Annotated in this window: 16 protein-coding genes; 13 read left to right on the top strand and 3 right to left on the bottom strand. The window is 71.1% G+C overall.

Annotated features, from left to right (window positions below; genetic code table 11):
* Positions 1–188 precede the first annotated feature (188 nt).
* Positions 189–2,051, top strand: a complete 1,863-nt coding sequence (locus tag ACFWHU_RS21100) for an ABC transporter transmembrane domain-containing protein (RefSeq protein WP_385792488.1) — start codon at positions 189–191, stop codon at positions 2,049–2,051.
* A complete protein-coding gene (locus ACFWHU_RS21095; protein ID WP_387226285.1) occupies positions 2,048–3,838 on the top strand; it encodes an ABC transporter ATP-binding protein in 1,791 nt (596 codons plus the stop codon). Before ACFWHU_RS21100 ends, ACFWHU_RS21095 begins: the two co-directional genes overlap by 4 nt.
* A gap of 148 nt (positions 3,839–3,986) precedes the next feature.
* Here ACFWHU_RS21095 and ACFWHU_RS21090 read toward each other — a convergent pair whose 3' ends face one another.
* Positions 3,987–4,778 carry a metal-dependent hydrolase gene (locus ACFWHU_RS21090; RefSeq protein WP_385792490.1) on the bottom strand — a complete coding sequence of 264 codons (792 nt, stop codon included), beginning with the start codon at positions 4,776–4,778 and terminating at the stop codon, positions 3,987–3,989.
* A gap of 168 nt (positions 4,779–4,946) precedes the next feature.
* Here ACFWHU_RS21090 and ACFWHU_RS21085 point away from each other — a divergent pair, with 168 nt between their 5' ends.
* From ACFWHU_RS21085 to ACFWHU_RS21070, 4 genes are all read left to right on the top strand, one after another.
* Positions 4,947–7,469, top strand: a complete 2,523-nt coding sequence (locus tag ACFWHU_RS21085; RefSeq protein WP_385792491.1) for a DEAD/DEAH box helicase — start codon at positions 4,947–4,949, stop codon at positions 7,467–7,469.
* 87 nt (positions 7,470–7,556) lie between these two features.
* Positions 7,557–8,429 carry an acyl-CoA thioesterase gene (locus ACFWHU_RS21080; RefSeq protein WP_385792492.1) on the top strand — a complete coding sequence of 291 codons (873 nt, stop codon included), beginning with the start codon at positions 7,557–7,559 and terminating at the stop codon, positions 8,427–8,429.
* A 50-nt stretch (positions 8,430–8,479) separates the two neighbouring features.
* Complete coding sequence (locus ACFWHU_RS21075) at positions 8,480–8,968, top strand: glutathione peroxidase (protein WP_385792493.1); 489 nt, start codon at positions 8,480–8,482, stop codon at positions 8,966–8,968.
* Positions 8,969–9,160: 192 nt separating this feature from the next.
* Positions 9,161–9,679, top strand: coding sequence for an excalibur calcium-binding domain-containing protein (locus ACFWHU_RS21070; RefSeq protein ID WP_385792494.1), 519 nt, complete (start codon positions 9,161–9,163; stop codon positions 9,677–9,679).
* A gap of 64 nt (positions 9,680–9,743) precedes the next feature.
* On the opposite strand, the gene ACFWHU_RS21065 is transcribed toward ACFWHU_RS21070, so the two are convergent.
* On the bottom strand, positions 9,744–10,979 hold the full coding sequence (locus tag ACFWHU_RS21065) for an acyl-CoA dehydrogenase family protein (RefSeq protein WP_387226281.1): 1,236 nt from the start codon (positions 10,977–10,979) through the stop codon (positions 9,744–9,746).
* Positions 10,980–11,131: 152 nt separating this feature from the next.
* On the opposite strand from ACFWHU_RS21065, the gene ACFWHU_RS21060 reads away from it, so the two are divergent.
* Complete coding sequence (locus tag ACFWHU_RS21060) at positions 11,132–11,794, top strand: TetR family transcriptional regulator (protein WP_385792496.1); 663 nt, start codon at positions 11,132–11,134, stop codon at positions 11,792–11,794.
* Between the two features lie 52 nt (positions 11,795–11,846).
* Here ACFWHU_RS21060 and def read toward each other — a convergent pair whose 3' ends face one another.
* The gene (def, locus tag ACFWHU_RS21055) at positions 11,847–12,383 is read right to left on the bottom strand and encodes a peptide deformylase (protein WP_387226278.1); all 537 of its coding nucleotides are present in this window, start codon (positions 12,381–12,383) and stop codon (positions 11,847–11,849) included.
* A gap of 257 nt (positions 12,384–12,640) precedes the next feature.
* Between def and ACFWHU_RS21050 the strand changes: the two genes are divergently transcribed.
* From ACFWHU_RS21050 to nagA, 6 genes are all read left to right on the top strand, one after another.
* Positions 12,641–13,918, top strand: coding sequence for an ROK family protein (locus tag ACFWHU_RS21050; RefSeq protein ID WP_387226275.1), 1,278 nt, complete (start codon positions 12,641–12,643; stop codon positions 13,916–13,918).
* Between the two features lie 5 nt (positions 13,919–13,923).
* Entirely contained in the window at positions 13,924–15,213 is a 1,290-nt protein-coding gene (locus tag ACFWHU_RS21045; protein ID WP_387226272.1) for an extracellular solute-binding protein, read from the top strand.
* A gap of 16 nt (positions 15,214–15,229) precedes the next feature.
* Positions 15,230–16,204: a carbohydrate ABC transporter permease gene (locus ACFWHU_RS21040; RefSeq protein ID WP_387226270.1), complete on the top strand. Its 975-nt coding sequence runs from the start codon at positions 15,230–15,232 to the stop codon at positions 16,202–16,204.
* Positions 16,201–17,064 (top strand): carbohydrate ABC transporter permease, encoded by an 864-nt coding sequence (locus tag ACFWHU_RS21035; protein WP_387226268.1) that lies wholly within the window; start codon positions 16,201–16,203, stop codon positions 17,062–17,064. The genes ACFWHU_RS21040 and ACFWHU_RS21035 overlap by 4 nt, the downstream gene beginning before the upstream one ends.
* A gap of 84 nt (positions 17,065–17,148) precedes the next feature.
* A complete protein-coding gene (locus ACFWHU_RS21030; RefSeq protein ID WP_385792502.1) occupies positions 17,149–18,618 on the top strand; it encodes a glycoside hydrolase family 3 N-terminal domain-containing protein in 1,470 nt (489 codons plus the stop codon).
* A gap of 26 nt (positions 18,619–18,644) precedes the next feature.
* Positions 18,645–19,802 carry an N-acetylglucosamine-6-phosphate deacetylase gene (gene nagA / locus ACFWHU_RS21025; RefSeq protein WP_387226265.1) on the top strand — a complete coding sequence of 386 codons (1,158 nt, stop codon included), beginning with the start codon at positions 18,645–18,647 and terminating at the stop codon, positions 19,800–19,802.
* Positions 19,803–20,054 lie beyond the last annotated feature (252 nt).

Genomic DNA, 20,054 nt, shown 5'->3' with positions numbered 1-20,054 from the left:
CCGGGCAACGGCCCACGGGGCCGTCCGAACGGCCTTGGGACAAGCGGGCCCGGCCGGCGCGAACGCGCCGGCCGGGCCTCGCCGCGTTCACTCCCACGTGGCCGAGAGTCGAATAATCGATTGCCCCGGACCGTCCCCGAAGGACAACCTTGCACGGTTTGGGCCACTCCACGACTCACTGGGACGTCATGCAGATTCGCGATCTTCCGTATCCCGATCCGGGGAAACCGGATGCCCGGTCAGGCCCACGCTTCCTGTACTGGCTAGGGCGCAACCAACTGCGTGGCCAGCTCAAATCGCTCTCCTGGGGGCTGCTGCACCAGCTCGGCGTCGCCGGGCTCCCACTGGGCGCGGGACTCGCGGTACAGGCCGTCGTGGACCGTTCGGGCGGGCGGCTCGCGCTGGCCGGCGCCGTCATCGCGCTCTTCGGCGCCGCGATCACCGTCGGCGACACGATGCTGCACCGTACGGCGGTCACCAACTGGATCACCGCGGCCTCCCGCGTCCAGCAACTGCTGTCCCGCAAGACCGCCGAGCTCGGCTCGGCGCTGACCCGCCGGGTCGCGGCGGGTGAGGTCGTCGCCGTCTCGACGGGCGACGTCGAGAAGATCGGCTGGTTCGTGGAGGCGCTGTCACGCTTCTTCGCGGCCGTCGTCGCGGTCGTCGTGGTGTGCGTCGGCCTCGTCCTGTACGTGCCGTCGATCGGCGCCGTGGTGGCCATCGGGGTGCCGGTGCTGGCCCTCGCCGTACTGCCGCTGCTCCCCCGCGCCACCCGGCGCGCCGACGTCCAGCGCGAGAAGGCGGGCCGGGCCACCGAGCTGGCCGCCGACACGGTGGCGGGACTGCGGGTCCTGCGCGGCATCGGCGGCGAGGAGCTGTTCCTCACGCGCTACCAGGAGGCGTCGCAGGAGGTCCGCCGGGCGGCCGTCCGCAGCGCCCGTATGTGGGCACTGATCTCGGCCATTCAGGTCTTCCTTCCGGGCGTCCTGCTGATCACGGTGGTCTGGTACGGCGCGATCCTCGCGGGCGACGGCCGGATCTCGGTCGGCGAACTGGTCACCGTGTACAGCGCGGTGACCCTGCTGCTCTTCCCGCTCAGGCACTTCGAGGAAATCGCCATGGCCTACTCCTTCTCGCGTCCCTCGGCGACGCGCGCGGCCCGCGTGCTGCGTCTGGAGCGCACCTCCTACGACGACGAGCGCGGCGGTCTGGACGACGCCCGGCCCACCGGCGACCTGTACGACCCGGCCACCGGTCTGCTCGCCCATGAGGGGCAGCTGACCGCCGTCGTGTGCGGTGACCCCGACGCGGCGGGGCGGCTCGCCGAACGGCTGGGCGGGCACGCGACCGAGGAGGAGAAGAGCCCCTCCGTACTGCTCGGCCCGGTGGCGCTCGACGACCTCCCGCGGGACGCGGCGCGCGCCTCGGTCCTGGTGCAGGACAAGGATCCGGTGCTGCTCTCGGGAACGCTGACCGAGCTGCTGGACGTGCCCGCGTCCGGGAGCGTACGACCCCGGGACGCGCTGGACGCCGCGCAGTGCGACGACGTGCTCGCCGCACTCGTGCAGGCGTCGGTGGACGGCAGCGGCGACCCGCTGCGCTCGCGCATCACCGAGCGCGGCCGATCGCTCTCCGGCGGCCAGCGTCAGCGGCTCGCGCTGGCCCGCTCGCTGGTCGCCGACCCGGAGGTGCTGGTCCTGGACGAGCCCACGTCGGCCGTGGACTCGCACACGGAGGCGCGGATCGCGGAAGGCGTACGGCGGCTGCGGAGCGGCCGTACGACGGTCGTGTTCGCGTCGTCGCCGCTGCTGCTCGACCGCGCGGACACCGTCGTGTTCGTCCACAAAGGGAAGGTCGCGGCTGTCGGGGCGCACCGGGAGCTGCTGCGGGACGACCCGCGCTATCTGAGCGTCGTCACCCGCCGCACGGACGACGAGACGGAGTCCGGCACCGAGGCCGACCACACCGACGACGGGACGGGCGACGGCACGCACGTACCGACACCGCTCAAAACACGCGAACAGCTGGAAGAGATCGAGGAATCCGCATGATCGGCGTGGCACCACCGGAGTACGACCCGGCGGCACCGGAGTCGGCCACGACCCTGCCGGTCGGGCGCCCGGCGACCGTACGGACGTACGTCCTGGAGCTGCTGCGGCGGCACCGCAAGGCGTTCGTCCTGCTCATCGCCGTCAACACGGTGGCGGTGATCGCCTCCATGACGGGGCCGTATCTGCTCGGCGGCGTCGTGGAAGACCTGTCCGAGGGCGCCAAGGGGGCCCAGGAGCTCCATCTGGAGCGCACGGCCGCCGTCTTCGCCGGCGCGCTGATCCTCCAGACGCTGTTCACCCGGATGATGCGGCTGCGCGCCGCGATGCTCGGTGAGGAGATGCTGGCCGACCTGCGCGAGGACTTCCTCGTGCGGTCGGTACGGCTGCCGCCCGGTGTCCTGGAGCGGGCCGGCACGGGCGATCTGCTGTCCCGGATCACCACCGACATCGACCGGCTGACCAACGCGATGCGCGAAGCCGTGCCGCAGTTGGCGATCGGCGTCGTGTGGGCGGGCCTGCTGATCGGCGCGCTGGGCGTCACGGCGCCGCCGCTGGCGCTGGCGGTGGTGGTGGCGCTGCCGCTGCTGGTCGCGGGCTGCCGCTGGTACTTCAGGCGGGCGCCGTCGGCGTACCGGTCGGAGGCGGCCGGGTACGCGGCGGTCGCCGCGGTGCTCGCCGAGACGATCGACGCCGGGCGGACCGTCGAGGCGCACCGTCTCGGCCGCCGCCGGGTGGCGCTGTCGGACCGGCGGATCAAGGAGTGGACCGCGTGGGAGGGGTACAACCTGTGGCTGCGGTCGGTGCTCTTCCCCGTCATCAACATCACCCACGTCACGATCTTCCTGGCGACGCTGGTGGGCGGCGGTGTCTTCGTGCTCCAGGGCTGGATCACGGTCGGCCAGCTGACGACCGGCGCGCTGCTCGCGCAGATGCTGGTCGATCCGGTCGGTCTCATCCTGCGCTGGTACGACGAACTCCAGGTGGCGCAGGTGTCCCTCGCCCGCCTCGTCGGCGTACGCGAGATCGAGCCGGACGACGGTGACGAGAACGTCGTGCCGCACGGGCGGGACGTCAGCGCCGACCGGGTCAACTTCGGCTACCGCGAAGGCGTCGACGTACTTCACGAGGTGACGCTGAACGTGGCCCCGGGCACCCGGGTGGCGCTGGTAGGACCGTCCGGCGCGGGCAAGTCCACGCTGGGGCGGCTGCTCGCCGGGATCTACGCGCCGCGTACGGGCCGGATCGCACTCGGCGAGGCCGAGCTGTCGCGGATGGCCGCGGAGCGGGTGCGCAGCCATGTCGCCCTGGTCAACCAGGAGCACCATGTCTTCGTGGGCTCGATGCGCGACAACCTGCGGCTCGCCCGCGCGGACGCGGTGGACGCGGAGCTGTGGGCGGCGCTCGGCGCGGTGGACGCGGACGGCTGGGCCCGCGCGCTCGACGACGGGCTGGACACCGAGGTCGGGTCCGGCGCCACGACGCTGACACCGGCGCAGGCGCAGCAGATCGCCCTGGCGAGGCTGGTGCTGGCCGACCCGCACACGCTGGTCCTGGACGAGGCGACGTCGCTGCTCGACCCGCGCGCGGCCCGCCATCTGGAGCGGTCGCTGGCGAAGGTGCTGGACGGCCGTACGGTCGTGGCCATCGCGCACCGGCTGCACACCGCGCACGACGCGGACGTGATCGCCGTGGTCGAGGAGGGCCGGATCAGCGAGCTGGGCAGCCATGACGAGCTGGTGGCGGCGGACGGCGCGTACGCGGCGCTGTGGCGCTCCTGGCACGGCTGAGCGTCCCGGCTCCACGGGAGCGCGGGGCCGCTCCACGAGAGCGCGGCCGGGCGGGCGCGGGGGGCTCGCCCGTACGCGGTCCGGACGCCGGGGTGGGCGGTGTGTGCCGCCCACCCCGGCGCCCGGGAACCAGCTCACGGCCGGGCGGTCAGATCACGTTCAGCGCCGCCGCGCCGCCCACCCCGCCCAGCAGCATGAACACCGGCATCAGCACCTTCAGCTCCACCCAGCTCCCGGCCCTGAACCTGATCGCCTTCGGCGGTCCGATGGGGTACCAGCGCTTGCGCCCCACCGGGATCGGCCACAGGATCGGGCAGCCCGACACCGTCAGCGCGTCGCCGATGTCGTGCACCAGCGCGCCGAGGACGATCGGCAGCCCCAGCCACAGGTACTCCTGGCCGGGCGCGGTGAAGAGCCAGTCCGCGCCGTTGCCCGGCTTGTCCAGTACGCCGGCCAGGATCCACGCGCTCGTCGCGCCGAGCAGCCACACGAGCACGTCGCTGGACACCCGTGCCGCCCGCCACAGCAGTCCTTCGACGGCGAGCACCATATGGATGAAGAGCAGCGCGAGCACCGCCCAGCGGCCTCCGAGTATCGCGAGCGCTGAGGCGCCGCCGCCGATCATGACGGCCCAGAGCCAGGTGTGGGTGAGTGTGCGGTGGCCGCCGGTCCTGCGGGCGTCCGCAGGTTTCTTCGTCGCTTTGTAGACCGCGAACGACAGCTTGTCGACAATTCCGCAGAGCGTCTTGGACACCGGTCCGAAGGCGCGCGAGATGGTCGCCGACTTGTGGTCCAGGTCGGGGGCGAGCGCCGCCCCCGCGCAGATCAGCGCGCCGACCACCAGCACCGGCCAGGGCATCGGACGGTCGGCCGCGGCCGCCGCGGCTCCCACCCCCAGCCAGGCAGCCGCGCCCGACAGCGAGTGCGCCGGTCCCATCATGGTCGTCCCCGCATGGTCGATCCCCGCCCCGTCGTCGCTGTGGTGGTGCGTACCGAAGGGCCCACCGCCGTTGCGGCAAGGCCCAGTTGACAGGGCAGCGTACCGGTAGTGATCTTCACTCGGTCGTCCGGTTCCCTCTTCGGGGCACGAGGCAGGCAAGATGGGGGTGTGACCCTTATTGATCAGCTGCCGCCGGATGCCGACCCCGATGCCCTCTTCGAGGCCTTCTCCTCATGGGCCGAGGGCGAGGGGATCACGCTCTATCCGGCTCAGGAGGAGGCGCTGATCGAGGTGGTCTCGGGGGCCAATGTGATCGTCTCGACCCCCACCGGCTCCGGGAAGAGCCTGATCGCGGCGGGTGCGCACTTCACGGCGCTGGCCCAGGACAAGGTCACGTTCTACACCGCGCCGATCAAGGCGCTGGTGTCGGAGAAGTTCTTCGACCTGTGCAAACTCTTCGGTACGGAGAACGTCGGCATGCTGACGGGCGACGCGTCCGTGAACGCCGACGCGCCGGTCATCTGCTGCACGGCGGAGGTGCTGGCCTCGATCGCGCTGCGCGACGGCAAGCACGCCGACATCGGCCAGGTCGTGATGGACGAGTTCCACTTCTACGCGGAGCCGGACCGCGGCTGGGCCTGGCAGATCCCCATCCTGGAGCTGCCGCAGGCGCAGTTCATCCTGATGTCGGCGACGCTCGGCGACGTGTCACGGTTCGAGGAGGACCTGACCCGCCGAACCGGCCGCCCCACCTCCGTCGTCCGCTCGGCGACGCGACCGGTGCCGCTGAGTTACGAGTACCGCCTCACCCCGATCACCGAGACGCTGACCGAACTGCTGGAGACCCGTCAGGCGCCGGTCTACATCGTGCACTTCACCCAGGCGGCGGCCGTCGAGCGCGCGCAGTCGCTGATGAGCATCAACATGTGCACGCGCGAGGAGAAGGACCGGATCGCCGATCTGATCGGCAACTTCCGCTTCACCACCAAGTTCGGCCGCAATCTCTCCCGTTACGTACGGCACGGCATCGGGGTGCACCACGCGGGCATGCTGCCCAAGTACCGCCGGCTCGTCGAAAAGCTCGCGCAGGCCGGTCTGTTGAAGGTGATCTGCGGTACGGACACGCTCGGTGTCGGCGTCAACGTCCCCATCCGTACGGTGCTGTTCACGGCGCTGACCAAGTACGACGGCACGCGTGTGCGCACGCTGCGCGCCCGGGAGTTCCACCAGATCGCGGGCCGGGCGGGCCGCGCCGGTTTCGACACGGCGGGCTTCGTCGTCGCGCAGGCGCCCGAGCATGTCGTGGAGAACGAGAAGGCGCTCGCCAAGGCGGGCGACGACCCGAAGAAGCGCCGCAAGGTGGTCCGCAAGAAGGCCCCGGAGGGCTTCGTCGCCTGGTCGGAGAGCACGTTCGACAAGCTCATCACCTCCGACCCGGAGCCGCTGAACTCCCGCTTCCGCGTCACCCACACGATGCTGCTGTCGGTCATCGCGCGGCCCGGCAACGCCTTCGACGCGATGCGCCATCTCCTGGAGGACAACCACGAGCCGCGCAAGCAGCAGTTGCGGCACATCCGGCGGGCGATCGCGATCTACCGGTCGCTGCTGGACGGCGGTGTGGTGGAGCGTCTCGAGACGCCGGACGCCGAGGGCCGCATCATCCGCCTCACCGTCGACCTCCAGCAGAACTTCGCGCTCAACCAGCCGCTGTCGACGTTCGCGCTGGCCGCGTTCGAACTGCTGGAGCCGGGCTCGCCCTCGTACGCGCTGGACATGGTCTCCGTCGTCGAGTCGACGCTGGACGATCCCCGGCAGATCCTCGCCGCGCAGCAGAACAAGGCGCGGGGCGAGGCGATCGGCCAGATGAAGGCCGACGGTGTCGAGTACGAGGAACGGATGGAGCGGCTCCAGGAGTTCACGTATCCGAAGCCGCTCGAAGAGTTGCTGTGGCACGGGTACGAGGTCTACCGCACCAGCCATCCGTGGGTCGGTGACCACCCGGTGTCGCCGAAGTCCGTCATCCGGGACATGTTCGAACGGGCCATGACGTTCACGGAGTTCACGTCCCACTACGAGCTGGCCCGCACCGAGGGGATCGTGCTGCGCTATCTCGCGGGCGCGTACAAGGCGTTCGAGCACACCATCCCCGACGACCTCAAGTCGGAGGACCTGGAGGACCTGATCGCCTGGCTCGGCGAGATGGTGCGACAGGTCGACTCCAGTCTCCTCGACGAGTGGGAGCAACTGGCCAACCCCGAGGTGGAGACCGCCGAACAGGCGCAGGAGAAGGCCGACCAGGTCAAGCCGGTCACCGCCAACGCCCGCGCCTTCCGGGTGCTGGTGCGCAACGCGATGTTCCGCCGGGTGGAGCTGGCGGCGCTCGACAAGGTGAACGACCTGGGCGAGCTGGACGCCGATTCGGGCTGGGACGCGGATGCCTGGGGCGAGGCGATGGACGGGTACTGGGACGAGTACGAGGAGCTGGGCACCGGGCCGGACGCGCGCGGCCCGAAGCTGCTCGGCATCGAGGAGGACCCGGACCACGGCCTGTGGCGGGTCCGGCAGTCGTTCGCGGATCCGAACGGCGACCACGACTGGGGCATCAGCGCGGAGGTCGACCTCGCCGCGTCCGACGAGGAGGGTCGGGCCGTGGTCCGTGTCACCTCCGTGGGCCAGCTGTCCGGCGTCTGAGAACCGGCGTCGGACCATCGGCGCCCGACCACCGGCGTCGGACCACCGGCACCTGAGAACTCCCGAGAACTGTGGAGAACGAGAACGATGACGAATCCCGCCGAGCGGCTGGTCGATCTGCTCGATCTCGAGCGGATCGAGGTCAACATCTTCCGCGGCCGCAGCCCGCACGAGTCGCTGCAACGGGTCTTCGGCGGCCAGGTCGCCGGCCAGGCGCTGGTGGCGGCCGGGCGCACCACGGAGGGCGACCGCCCGGTCAACTCGCTGCACGCGTACTTCCTGCGCCCGGGTACGCCCGGCGTACCGATCGTCTACCAGGTCGAGCGGGTGCGGGACGGCCGGTCGTTCACCACCCGCCGGGTCACGGCGGTGCAGGAGGGCCGGACGATCTTCAATCTGACGGCGTCCTTCCACCACGCGGAGGAGGGCGGCATCGAGCATCAGCTGCCGCCGCGTCAGGACTTCCCGGACCCCGAGTCGCTGCCGACGGTGGCCGACGAGGTCCGTGAGCATCTGGGCGGGCTGCCGGAGGCGTTCGAGCGGATGGCGCGTCGTCAGCCGTTCGACATCCGCTACGCGGACCGGCTGCGCTGGACGGCGAAGGAGATCGAGGGCGCCGATCCGCGCAGCGCGGTGTGGATGCGCGCGGTGGGCCCGCTGGGCGACGACCCGCTGGTGCACACCTGCGCGCTGACGTACGCGAGTGACATGACGCTGCTGGACGCGGTCCGTATTCCCGTCGAGCCGCTGTGGGGTCCGCGCGGGTACGACATGGCGTCGCTGGACCACGCGATGTGGTTCCACCGGCCGTTCCGCGCGGACGAGTGGTTCCTGTACGACCAGGAGTCGCCGATCGCGACGGGCGGGCGGGGGCTGGCCCGGGGCCGTATCTACGACCGCTCGGGCCGGCTGCTGGTCTCGGTGGTTCAGGAGGGGCTGTTCCGCAAGCTCGGCGGGTGAAGCGCGACAATGGACGGGATAACGGGACCGACTGCTCCGAGGAGACCTTGATGACTCTGTACGACATCCCGCTGCGCACCCTCACCGGTGAGCCCACGTCCCTGGCCGCGTACAAGGGCCGGGCGGTGCTGGTGGTGAACGTCGCGTCGAAGTGCGGCCTCACCCCGCAGTACGAGGGCCTGGAGCGGCTCCAGCAGACGTACGGCGACCGCGGTCTCACGGTCGTCGGCGTGCCCTGCAACCAGTTCGCGGGTCAGGAGCCGGGCAGCGCCGAGGAGATCGAGACGTTCTGCTCGACGACGTACGGCGTGAGCTTCCCGCTGCTGGAGAAGTCCGAGGTCAACGGCGAGAACCGGCACCCGCTGTACACGGCGCTGACCGCGCGGGCGGACGCCGCGGGCGAGGCGGGCGATGTGCAGTGGAACTTCGAGAAATTCCTGATCTCCCCCGACGGCGAGGTCGTGGACCGTATCCGGCCCCGGACGGAGCCGGAGGCCCCCGAGGTCGTCGCGGCGATCGAGGCACAACTCCCCGCGTAACGCCCACTATTCAGACCGGTGCCCGGCCCCTGACAGGGGGCCGGGCATTGGTGTGTCCGGAGCCCGCACGGGTGCATCCACCATGCGTCCATGCTTTCATCACGGTTTCGACACAGCCGGAGCAACGGGCGTACAACGGGGCAAGTCACGCCGCTACGGTCATCCCCTCACGAAGCAGCCCTTGGGGGACACATGAGCTTTTCGCCACCTGGCGCGCCCGGTCCGAACCCGTACGTCGGGCCGCCGGCACCGCCGCCGGGCCGCCCGAAGTGGACACGGAAGCGGGTGCTGCTGCCGCTGCTGGCGGTGCTGTTCTTCCTGGGCGTCGGCATCGGCGCGGCGGACGACACGGCGGGGACGACGAACGCGGCCGACGCGAAGCCCGCACCGGCGGCGACGGTGACCGCCACGACGACGGCCACTCCCGAACCGGCCGTGACCGAGACGGTGACGGCCACGCCCGAGCCCGCGCCGACCGTCACCAGGACGAAGACCGTGCGCGTCACGGTCGCGCCCGCCGCCGACGGCAACGGCGACAGCGGCGGATCGGGTGACTCGGGCGGGTCGGGCACGGGGGGCTCGGGAGGCGGCTCGACGTACTACGCGAACTGCACGGCCGTCCGCGCGGCGGGCGCGGCCCCGATCCGCTCGGGCGATCCGGGCTACGGCTCGCACCTGGACCGCGACGGGGACGGCGTGGCCTGCGAGTGACGCGGGTGTCCTCGACCGCCGGACGGCCCGCGAACGCGGCCCGTCCGGCGGTCGGGCACCTGCCCTACCTGATCGGCATGCCCGACAGCGTGCGGGCGATGACCAGGCGCTGGATCTCGCTCGTGCCTTCGAAGATCGTGTAGATCGCGCTGTCGCGGTGCATCCGCTCCACCGGGTACTCCCGTGTGAAGCCGTTACCGCCGAGGATCTGGACCGCCTGCGCGGTGACCTCCTTGGCCGTCTCGCTCGCGTAGAGCTTCGACATGGAGCCCTCCGCCGCGGTGAAGGGTTTGCCCGTGGCCGCCATCCAGGAGGCGCGCCAGACGAGCAGCCGGGCCGCGTCGATGCGGGTGCGCATGTCGACGAGCTGGAAGGCGATGCCCTGGTTGTCGATGATGGGGCGGCCGAACTGGCTGCGGGTCCTGGCGTAGTCGAGCGCCACCTCGTACGCGGCGCGGGCCGTGCCCACGGCCATGGCGCCGACGGCGGGGCGTGACGCCTCGAAGGTGGCCATGGCCGCGTTCTTCACGCGCTCACCGCCGGCCCCCTTGCTCGCCTTCGCCTCGCGGGCGCGGGCCAGCCGCTCGTCCAGCTTCTCCTTGCCACCCAGCAGGCAGTGGCCGGGTACGCGGACGTCCTCAAGAACGACCTCGGCGGTGTGGGATGCGCGGATGCCGTGCTTCTTGAACTTCTGCCCCTGGGAGAGACCGGGTGTGCCGGGCGGGACGATGAAGGAGGCGTGCCCCTTGGAGCCGGCCCCGGGGTCCACGACGGCGACCACGACGTGCACGTTGGCGATACCGCCGTTGGTGGCCCAGGTCTTGGTGCCGTTCAGCACCCACTCGTCCTTGGCCTCGTCGTAGACGGCGCGGGTGCGCATCGCGGCGACGTCCGATCCGGCGTCGGGCTCGGACGAGCAGAACGCGGCGACCTTCACGTCGTCCGCGTCGCCGTACATCTGCGGGATCCAGGTGCCTATCTGGTCGTCGGTGCCGTTGGCGAGGACGCCGACCGCGGCGAGTCCGGTGCCGACGATCGACAGGCCGATGCCCGCGTCACCCCAGAACAGTTCCTCCATCACCATGGGGATGGAGAGGCCCGTGGGGTCGAAGTACTGCTGTGCGTAGAAGTCGAGGGAGTAGACGCCGACCTTGGCGGCTTCCTGGATGACGGGCCACGGGGTCTCCTCCCGCTCGTCCCACTCGGCCGCCGCCGGGCGGATGACGTCGGCCGCGAAACCGTGGAGCCAGTCACGTACCTGCTTCTGGTCGTCGTTGAGTTCGAACGTGAACTCGGCCATCGTCCCCTCCAGCACTGCTGTTACTTACGGTAACAACAGTCTGTTACCGGCAAGTAGAGGATGTCAACCTGCGGCGGGCTGATCTGCGTCGACGGCGGGCTTGGTGTTACGTTGCCGGGGCGTCACGGAATCGCTCGGGCGGGGAGACACCCATGGGGACCACACAGCAGGCCGACCAGCACCGCTCGGCCCATCAGCGCCGCCGCCAACTCCTGGAGGCCGCCGACAGGGTCGTCCTGCGTGACGGGCCCAAAGCCTCCATGAACGCCATCGCGGCCGAGGCCGGTATCACCAAGCCGATCCTCTACCGCCACTTCGGCGACAAGGGCGGGCTCTACCGCGCCCTGGCGAAGCGTCATACGGACGCGCTGCTCAGCGCGTTGAAGGCGGCACTCGACGCGCCCGCCGACCGCCGCGCGCGGGTGGAGGCCACACTCGACACGTACCTCGCGGCGATCGAGGCGCGCCCACAGGTGTACCGGTTCCTGATGCATCCCGCAGACGGCGCCGCCGACACCGCCGACACCCAACTCCCCGAACAGGGCTTCGACGTGGGCCGCCACTCGGCGCCGCTGCTGCGCCGCCTCGGCGAGGAGTTGGCCACCGTCATCGAGGAGCGGGTCGACCTCGGTCCCGACAGCGCGCAACTGGCCCGCGTGTGGGGCCACGGGATCGTCGGCATGATGCACGCGGCCGGTGACTGGTGGCTCGGCGAACGCCCTTGCTCACGCGCCCAGTTGGTGAGCAGTCTGGCCGATCTGCTCTGGGGCAGGCTGGCACTGGTGGACGACCGGGCGGGCAGTCCGGGGCTCTGACACGACGCTGCGCGCGCACCGCGCCGGGCGGCGGCGTGGACACGCCCGGCGGTCAGCTCCATGACGCGCGCCGCGCCGCCCGTAGCACCTTGGCCTTGCGCCAGCCCGTCAGCCGGTCCGGATAGACCAGCCCCTCCAGATGGTCGCACTCGTGCTGGAGGCAGCGCGCGAAGAATCCGGTTCCGTCGATCCGTACGGGCGCGCCGTCCACCGTCACGCCCTCCACCACCGCGTGGTCGAACCGCTCCGTCCCCGCTTCGAGGCCCGGCAGCGAGAGGCACCCCTCGGCGCCCCGTACGGTCACCCCGTCCGTGAGCGTCAGACGGGGATTGACGATGTGTCCGAGATGGCGGACGTCCTCGTCGTCGGGGCAGTCGTAGACGAACACCCTCAGCGGCACGCCGATCTGATTGGCCGCCAGGCCGACGCCGTTCGCCCGGTACATCGTCGCGAACAGGTCCTCGACCAGCCGGGCCAGCGATGGCCCGAAGTCCGTGACGGGTTCGCAGGCCGTGTGCAGGGTGGCGTCACCGAGCTTCCGCAGGGGACGGACACGCCCGGCGCTGCCGGGGATCGACTTGTTCCTCATGGCCGGTCGGTCCCGCGGATCTCGTGCACCGGCCCCTGCTCGCGCGTCCAGGCGTGGTGCGGATACGGGCCCACCGTGAAGTCCGCCACGAGGTCACCGAGTTCGAAGGTCGCCATCGCGCCAGCGTACGTCCGGGCCGGGCGGCGCCGGCCGCACGGGTCGCATTTACCGGAACGTGATGCGCCGCATGTCTGGTTTTCGTCGGTCGCCTGTGCTTAAAGTTGCGCCACCGAATTAATCTCAGAGTGAGAGGAATTGTGGCAACTACCTCGCTCCCCCGCACCTCCAACCGGAGCGCCGTGATCGCGGCCCTGCTTTCCGGCGCGGACATGGACCGTCAGCGGCTCATCGCGGACACCGGCCTGAGCCGGGCCACGGTGTTCCGCATCGTGGACGACCTGATGGCCGAGTCCCTCGCGCTGGAGGGTTTCCGGATGCTCCGGGAAGGCCCCGGCCGGCAGTCCACGACCGTGAGTTTCAACCACCGCTCCGCTCTCGTCTGCGGAGTCGACCTCGGCGGTACCAACTGCCGGGTCGTGGTGGCGGACGCGCTCGGCCGCGCCGTCATCAGGAGCCGGGACACCACGCCGCGCGACGCGACGGCGGGCGAACTCGCCGGCTGGGTCGCCGGCAAGGTCACCGATCTGGTCTCCCGGCACGGCGACGGCGTGCCCCTGCACACCGTCACGATCGGCCTGCCCGGTGTCGTCACCGGCGACGGGCGCTCCGTCGTGGCATCGCACAATCTCGGCCAGATCAAGGGCACCGGATTCATCGAGAAGGTCTCCGACCTGCTGGCCGTGGAGACCGCGGTCGGCAACGACTCCAACCTCGCGCTGCGGGGCGAACTCCAGTACGGATCACTGCCGGACCGGGAGACCGCCGTGCTGCTCGCCATGGGCACCGGCCTCGGTTCCGCCGTCTCCATCGACGGACAGGTCCTGCTCGGCAGGACGGGCCTGCTCGGCGAGTTCGGCCGGCTTCCGCTGCCCGGCCGCGAGGAGCGGCTGCGCGATCTGCTGTCCGGCGCCGACCTGGTGGCGTACGCACGCCGCCAAGGGGTGCACGTACCGACGGCGCGTGCGCTGTTCGCGGACCCGGAGGCGTACGCGCCCGTACTGGCCGAGGTGCACGGCGCGCTGGCCCATCTGGTCACCGTCGTCGCGCTCGCCTACGAGCCCGGCACGGTGGTCCTGACCGGCGGCTTCTCGGAGTCGTTCGACACCGCGCGGCTGACCGCCATCAGCGACCAGGTCGCCGACACGGTCGGGGTCCGCAGTGTCGTGCGCCGCTCCGACCTCGGCGACTCGGCGGGCCTGCTCGGCTCGATGGCGACCTCGCTCGGCCGTCTCTACGAGTCGCTGGGCGTGAGCGCGGGGGACGCGGCCTCCGTGGCCGTCGACCGCGATCTGATCGTCCGCCGCCTCGCGGAGTGCCCCACGGCTCCCACCGCCGGCCCCGGTGGACCCGGCACCACCCATGAAGACGACAAGGCCCCCCACACCAGGCACGACGAGCAGATGGCAGAAGGGTGACAACGATGAACCGATCACGGATCCGGTACGCACTCACGGCGCTTCCGGTTCTCGCGCTCACGCTGACGGCGTGCGGCGGTGGCGGGGTGGCGAAGTCCGACTCCGACAACAAGCTGACGATCTGGATGATGACCGGCGGGCCGGGTGACAACCCGCTGATCAAGGAGGCGACCGCCGAATTCAAGAAGGACCATCCGGACATCGACGTCGACATCGAGATCCAGCAGTGGGACGGTGTGGCCACCAAGATCACCACGGCGCTGGCCAGCGGCAACCCGCCGGACATCGTGGAGATGGGCAACACCCAGACCCCGTTGCAGACCTACTCCGGCGGTCTCGCCGACCTCACGGGGAGCAAGAAGTCCTTCGAGGGCTCCGAGGACTGGCTCACGGGCCTCTCCGGTCCGTCCGAGTACGACGGCAAGCTCTACGCCGTCCCGCTCTACGGCGGCACCAAGGTGGTCATGTACAACAAGAAGATGTTCGCGGACGCGGGCATCACGACACCCCCGAAGACCCTCGCCGAGCTCCAGGAGCACTGCGGCACCCTCGCCGACGCCAACTCCGGCACGGCCAACTTCTCCGGCTTCTACCTGCCGGGCCAGTACTGGTTCAACGGCATGCCCTTCCTCTTCGCCAAGGGCGGCGAGATCGCCTCGCAGAAGGACGGCAAGTGGCAGGCGGAGATGTCCTCCCCCGCCAACCAGGCCGGGCTCAAGGCGTGGAAGTCCTTCCAGAACACCTGCTCCACCCCCTCGTCCGTCGGCGTCAACACCGACAGTCCCGACCAGGACCAGCTGTTCGCCGACGGCAAGGCCGCCATGGCGTACGTCAAGGCGTGGGAGCCGGCCGCCGTCATCGAGAAGAACCCGAAGATGAAGGACAACATCGGCTTCTTCGCGATGCCCGGCTACACCGCCGACAGCACCATGCCCGTGATCGTCTCCGGCTCGACCATCGGCATAGCCGCGGGCAGCCCCGACCGGGACGCGGCCGAGGACTGGCTGCGGGTCGTCACCGGCGAGAAGTTCCAGCAGCGGATGGCGACGGAGCTCAACCTGCTGCCGATCTCGCCGGGCTTCACCCCGCCCGGCGTGCCCGAGCAGCTGACCGTCGCCTCGCAGGCAAGCAAGGTGAGCCGGCCCCTGCCCAACAGCCCCGGCGAAGCGACTCTGGAGACCGAGCGCTACAACGAACAGTTCTTCTCCAAGATCGCGAGCGGTGCGGACATCGCCTCGTCGTCGGCCGCGTACGACAAGCACGCGACGGACGCCTTCAACTCGCTGAGCGACTGACACCCCTGGACGCCTGATGGCACTCACTGAGAAGCACCGTCCGGTGCGCGCACCGGACCGGGACCGCCGCACCGGGCCACCGGGCGCGCGCCGCCGGGCGCGGCGGTCCCGGATGCTGCCCTGGGCGATGATCGCCCCGGCCCTGGCCGCGCTCCTGCTGATCCAGGGCTATCCCCTGCTTCGGCTGCTGACCCTGTCGACGCAGGAGTTCGGCCCCCGGTCGCTGTTCACCGGGCAGTCGGACTTCATCGGCCTGGACAACTTCACCCGCATCTTCACGGACGCCGACTTCCTGGCCGTCCTGCTGCGGACCGTGGTGTTCACGCTGGTGTGCGTGACGCTGCTCATGGTGCTGGGATTCCTCATCTCACACCTGCTGATGGGTGTCTCGCCGTGGGCCCGCGTCGTCCTCACCGTGTGCCTGGTGCTGGTGTGGGCGATGCCCATGGTGGCGGCGACCCTGGTCTGGCAGTGGATGTTCCAGCCGCAGTACGGCGTCGCCAACTGGCTGCTCACCCAGCTCCGGGTCTTCGGTGACATGTCGGTCTACGACTGGTTCTCCCATCCCACACAGGCGCTCGGCCTGATCATCCTGCTGACGGTCTGGAAGGGGCTGCCGTTCGTGGCCCTGACCCTGTTCGCCGCGCGCGGCCAGATATCGGAGTCGCTGTACGAGGCGGCCCGCCTCGACGGTGCGGGCACGCTCCAGATGTTCCGCCACATCACCATCCCGATCATGCGGCCCGTCCTCGCGATCCTCACCATTCTCGAAGTGATCTGGTCGGTGAACTCGTTCACCCCGATCTGGGTGCTGACCCAGGGCGGCCCCGACGGGGCGACCACCACGCTCGGCGTGTACGCGTACATCACCGCGTTCAGCCGCAACGAGTACGGGAGCGGCGCGTCGGTCGCGGTGGTGACCGTGGTGATCCTCGCCCTGTTCTCCGTCGCCTACGTCCGCAGGCTGTCCCGGCAGGGAGATGTCGTATGAGCACCCCGACCACGTCATCGCCCCCGCGGCGCACACCCGCGCGCCGCAAGCGCACCGTCAACAACGTCATCGCGATGGCGGTGTCCGCTCTGATGGTGTTCCCCGTCTACTGGATGGTGGCCACCGCGCTCAAGGAGCGGTCCGACATCCTCAGCGCCGTACCGAAGTTCGTTCCCTGGCCGATCAGCCTGGAGAACTTCACGCGGGCGCTGGACAAGCCCGGCTTCTGGACGTTCGTCCGCAACTCACTGACGGTCACGGTGTCCTCGGTCGTCCTCTCGCTGATCATCTCGCTGTTCGCGGCGATAGCGATCGCGCGGTTCCGGTTCGCCGGCCGCAAGGCGGTGCTGATCATCCTGGTGCTGGTGCAGATGGTCCCGGCGGCGGCCATGGTCATCCCGGTGTATCTGATGCTCCGGTCCGTCGGCGGGCTGGACTTCCTGCCGGGCCTCGTCCTCACGTACATGACCTTCGTGCTGCCGTTCACGATCTGGACGCTGCGCGGGTTCGTGGACGGTGTCCCCGTCGAGCTGGAGGAGGCCGCGCTCGTCGACGGGTGCGGGCGGTTCCAGATGTACGTACGGGTGCTGCTGCCCCTGTTGATGCCCGGCATCGTGGCGACGTCGATCTTCGCCTTCGTCAACGCGTGGGACGACTACATCTTCGCCTACGTGATCATGAAATCGCAGGACAACTACACGCTGCCGGTCTGGCTCGTGTCGTTCAAGACGTCGGAGAGCGTCGACTACGGCGCGATGATCGCGGCGTCGACCATCTTCTCCATCCCCGTACTCGTCTTCTTCCTGCTGGTGCAGCGCCGTCTCGTGGGCGGCATGACCAGCGGCGCGGTCAAGGGCTGACCCCTGGGCGCCGCGCCCCGCGCGCGGCGCCCGGCCCCCCCGTACGACCGCACGAAGACCAATCGCAAGGTGAGGAATCGAATCATGACCGAGCTGTCCCGGCTCGCCCACGGCGTGCTGTTCCCCGCGCTCGGACGCAGGACCGTCCCCAAGTGGGCGCGCGCCCGGGTCGCCGAAGGACTCGGCGGCTTCGTCCTGTTCGGCAAGGACATCGCCTCCGGCGAGCAGGTGCGGGAGCTGACCACCGCCCTGCACGGCCTGCGTGACCACGTGCTGCTCTCCGTCGACGAGGAGGGCGGTGACGTCAACCGCCTGGAGGACCACGGCGGTACGTCCGTACCGGGCAACCACGCCCTCGGCCGCCTCGACGATCCCGAGCGCACCCGCGAGTCCGCCTACCAGCTCGGCCTCTCGCTGGTAGAGGCCGGCATCGACTGGGATCTGGCGCCCGCCGTCGACGCGGCCGTCAACCCCCTCTCCCCCAACGGCATCCGCACCTTCGGCGCCGACCGCGCGCTGGTCGCCAGGCACGCGGCGGCCTGGGTGGAGGGACTTCAGGCCGCCGGGGTGAGCGCCTGCGCCAAGCACTTCCCCGGCCACGGGCTCAGCTCCACCGACGCGCACCTCGGCACGCCCACGGTGGACCTGTCCCGGCAGGAGCTGGTGGACCACTACCTCGACCCGTTCCGCGCGGCCATCGCCGCCGGGGTCGACAGCATCATGGTGTCGCACGTCCACCTCAGCCAGTTGGACGACGTACCCGCCACCATCAGCCCCGCCGTACTCACCGGGCTGCTCCGCGAGGAGCTGGGCTTCGACGGCGTCGTCATCACCGACGCGCTGGAGATGCGCGGCATCGCCGACGTGGCGAGCCTGCCCGAGGCGGCCGTACGGGCGATCGCGGCCGGCGCGGACGCGCTCTGCCTCGGCGCGTGGGCGTTCGGGGACGACGTGGACGCGGCGGCGGCCGCGCTGGTGGCCGCCGTGGAGAACGGCACCCTGCCCGAGGAGCGGTTGCGCGAGGCGAACGCCCGTCTCGCGAAGCTCGGCACCCGGCCGCGCGCCACCGGGGTCCCGCACGACGACGCGGTCGGCGAGCGGCTGGCGCGGGACGTCCTCGAGGTGAGCGGCGACGCGGTGCTCAAGGGCCGCCGCGCCCTGGTCGTACGGCTCGACCCGACGCATTCACCCGCGCAGGGCGGCGCCTCCTGGGGCGTGGAGGCGCCGCTGCGCGCGGCGGGCATCGACGTCGAAGCGCTCGCGGTGGCGGGCGACACCTACAACGCCGAGGGCATGATCAAGGCCGAAGTCGGCCTGTATCTGGACGAGTTCGGGCCGGACGCCGATGTGGTGCTGCTGGTGCGCAGCTCGCACCGGTTCCCCTGGCAGCGGCCGGTCCTGGACGAGCTGCTTGAGCGGTATCCCCGTTGCGTGGTGGTCGACATGGGGGTGCCCGGCGACGACTTCGGCGGCTTCCGGGGCTGGGTGCGTACGTTCGGCGCCTCCCGGGTCTGCGCGCGCGCCGCGGTGGACGCGCTGCTGGGCACACGGTGACGGCGGGCCGTCCGGCGCGGGCACCCGTGAGCGGGGCCGGTGACGGACGGCTGTTCGTCGGCGGCAGGTTCGCGACACCGGACGCCGGTGTCGTGGACGGGTGGCTGCTCGTACGCGACGGCCGTATCCACTCGCTGGGGACGGGCGCCCCGCCCGGCGGGCCGGACACCGCGGTGGATCTGGACGGGCGGCTCGTCGTGCCGGGGTTCGTGGACCCGCACTGCCACGGTGGGGCCGGCCACTCGGTCTACACCGGGGATCCCGCCGCCGTACGGGGGGCGGCGGCAGGTCATCTCGCGCGGGGTACGACCAGCATGCTGGCGTCCGTGGCGACGGTCGAGCCGGCCGCGATGGAGGCCGCCGTACGTACGGTCGCGTCCGTCATCGACGACGGGTCCGCGCCCAACCTGGTGGGCATCCACTTCGAGGGGCCGTTCCTGTCACCCGCGCGGCGCGGCGCGCAGACCCGCAGCGCGCTGCGCGCCCCCGACCCGGAGCTGATGGCGCGGCTGCTCGACGCGGCGGGCGGGCACGCGGTGTCGATGACCGTGGCACCGGAACTGCCGGGCGCGCCCGAACTGATCCGGCGGTACGCGGACGAACTGGTGTGCGCTCTGGGCCACACCGACGCGGACGCGGCCGCGTTCACGCGGGCCGCCGATCTCGGTGCGCGCGCGGTGACGCACCTGTTCAACGCGATGCCTCCGCTGCACCACCGGGAGCCGGGGCCGGTCGCCGCCGCGCTGCTCGACCCGCGGCTGGTCTGCGAACTGGTCCTGGACGGGCACCACTTGGCCGACGACACCGTACGGCTGGCGCACCGGGTCGCGGGCCCCGACCGGCTCACGCTGGTCAGCGACGCGATGCCGGCCGCGGGCATGCCGGACGGGGACTACGCGTTCGCGGACCGCGAGGTGACCGTCACGGACGGGGTGGCCAGACTGCGCGGCACCGACACGCTCGCCGGCTCGACGCTGTTCGTGGCGGAGGCGTTCCGCAGGGCCGTGTCCTCGGTGGGGATCCCGCTGCCGGACGCCGTCCGGATGACGTCGGCCACGGCGGCCCGCCTGCTCGGCCTCCACGACCGGGGCGAACTGCGCCCCGGACTGCGCGCGGACCTGATCGAACTGGACCCGGCCCTGCGCCCGGCGCGGATATGGCTCGGCGGCGTACCGGTGGGGTGAGACGGGGTCCCGCCGCGGACCGGACCGGACACGAAAGCCGCTCGACGGGCGGGGCGGGTGCCCGCGGGCCCGGCCGGATGTGAAGGACCGTCGGGGGCCGCGTGGTGGTGGTGTGCGGGCCGGGAGGTGGGGGTGGACGGGGAGAGCGGGGCGGCCCGGCCGCCGGGGCCGCGGGGGCGGGGGCGGGTAATCGGCGCGAAAGCCCCTTCGCCGCGGAAACAGGCCACTCTCCCGCGCGGAAACCGGTCGCGC

The sequence above is a fragment of the Streptomyces sp. NPDC060366 genome (assembly GCF_042725135.1).
Classification (GTDB): domain Bacteria; phylum Actinomycetota; class Actinomycetes; order Streptomycetales; family Streptomycetaceae; genus Streptomyces.
Note: the sequence above shows the minus strand (reverse complement) of the source record. Positions and strands in the feature narration are given on the sequence as shown.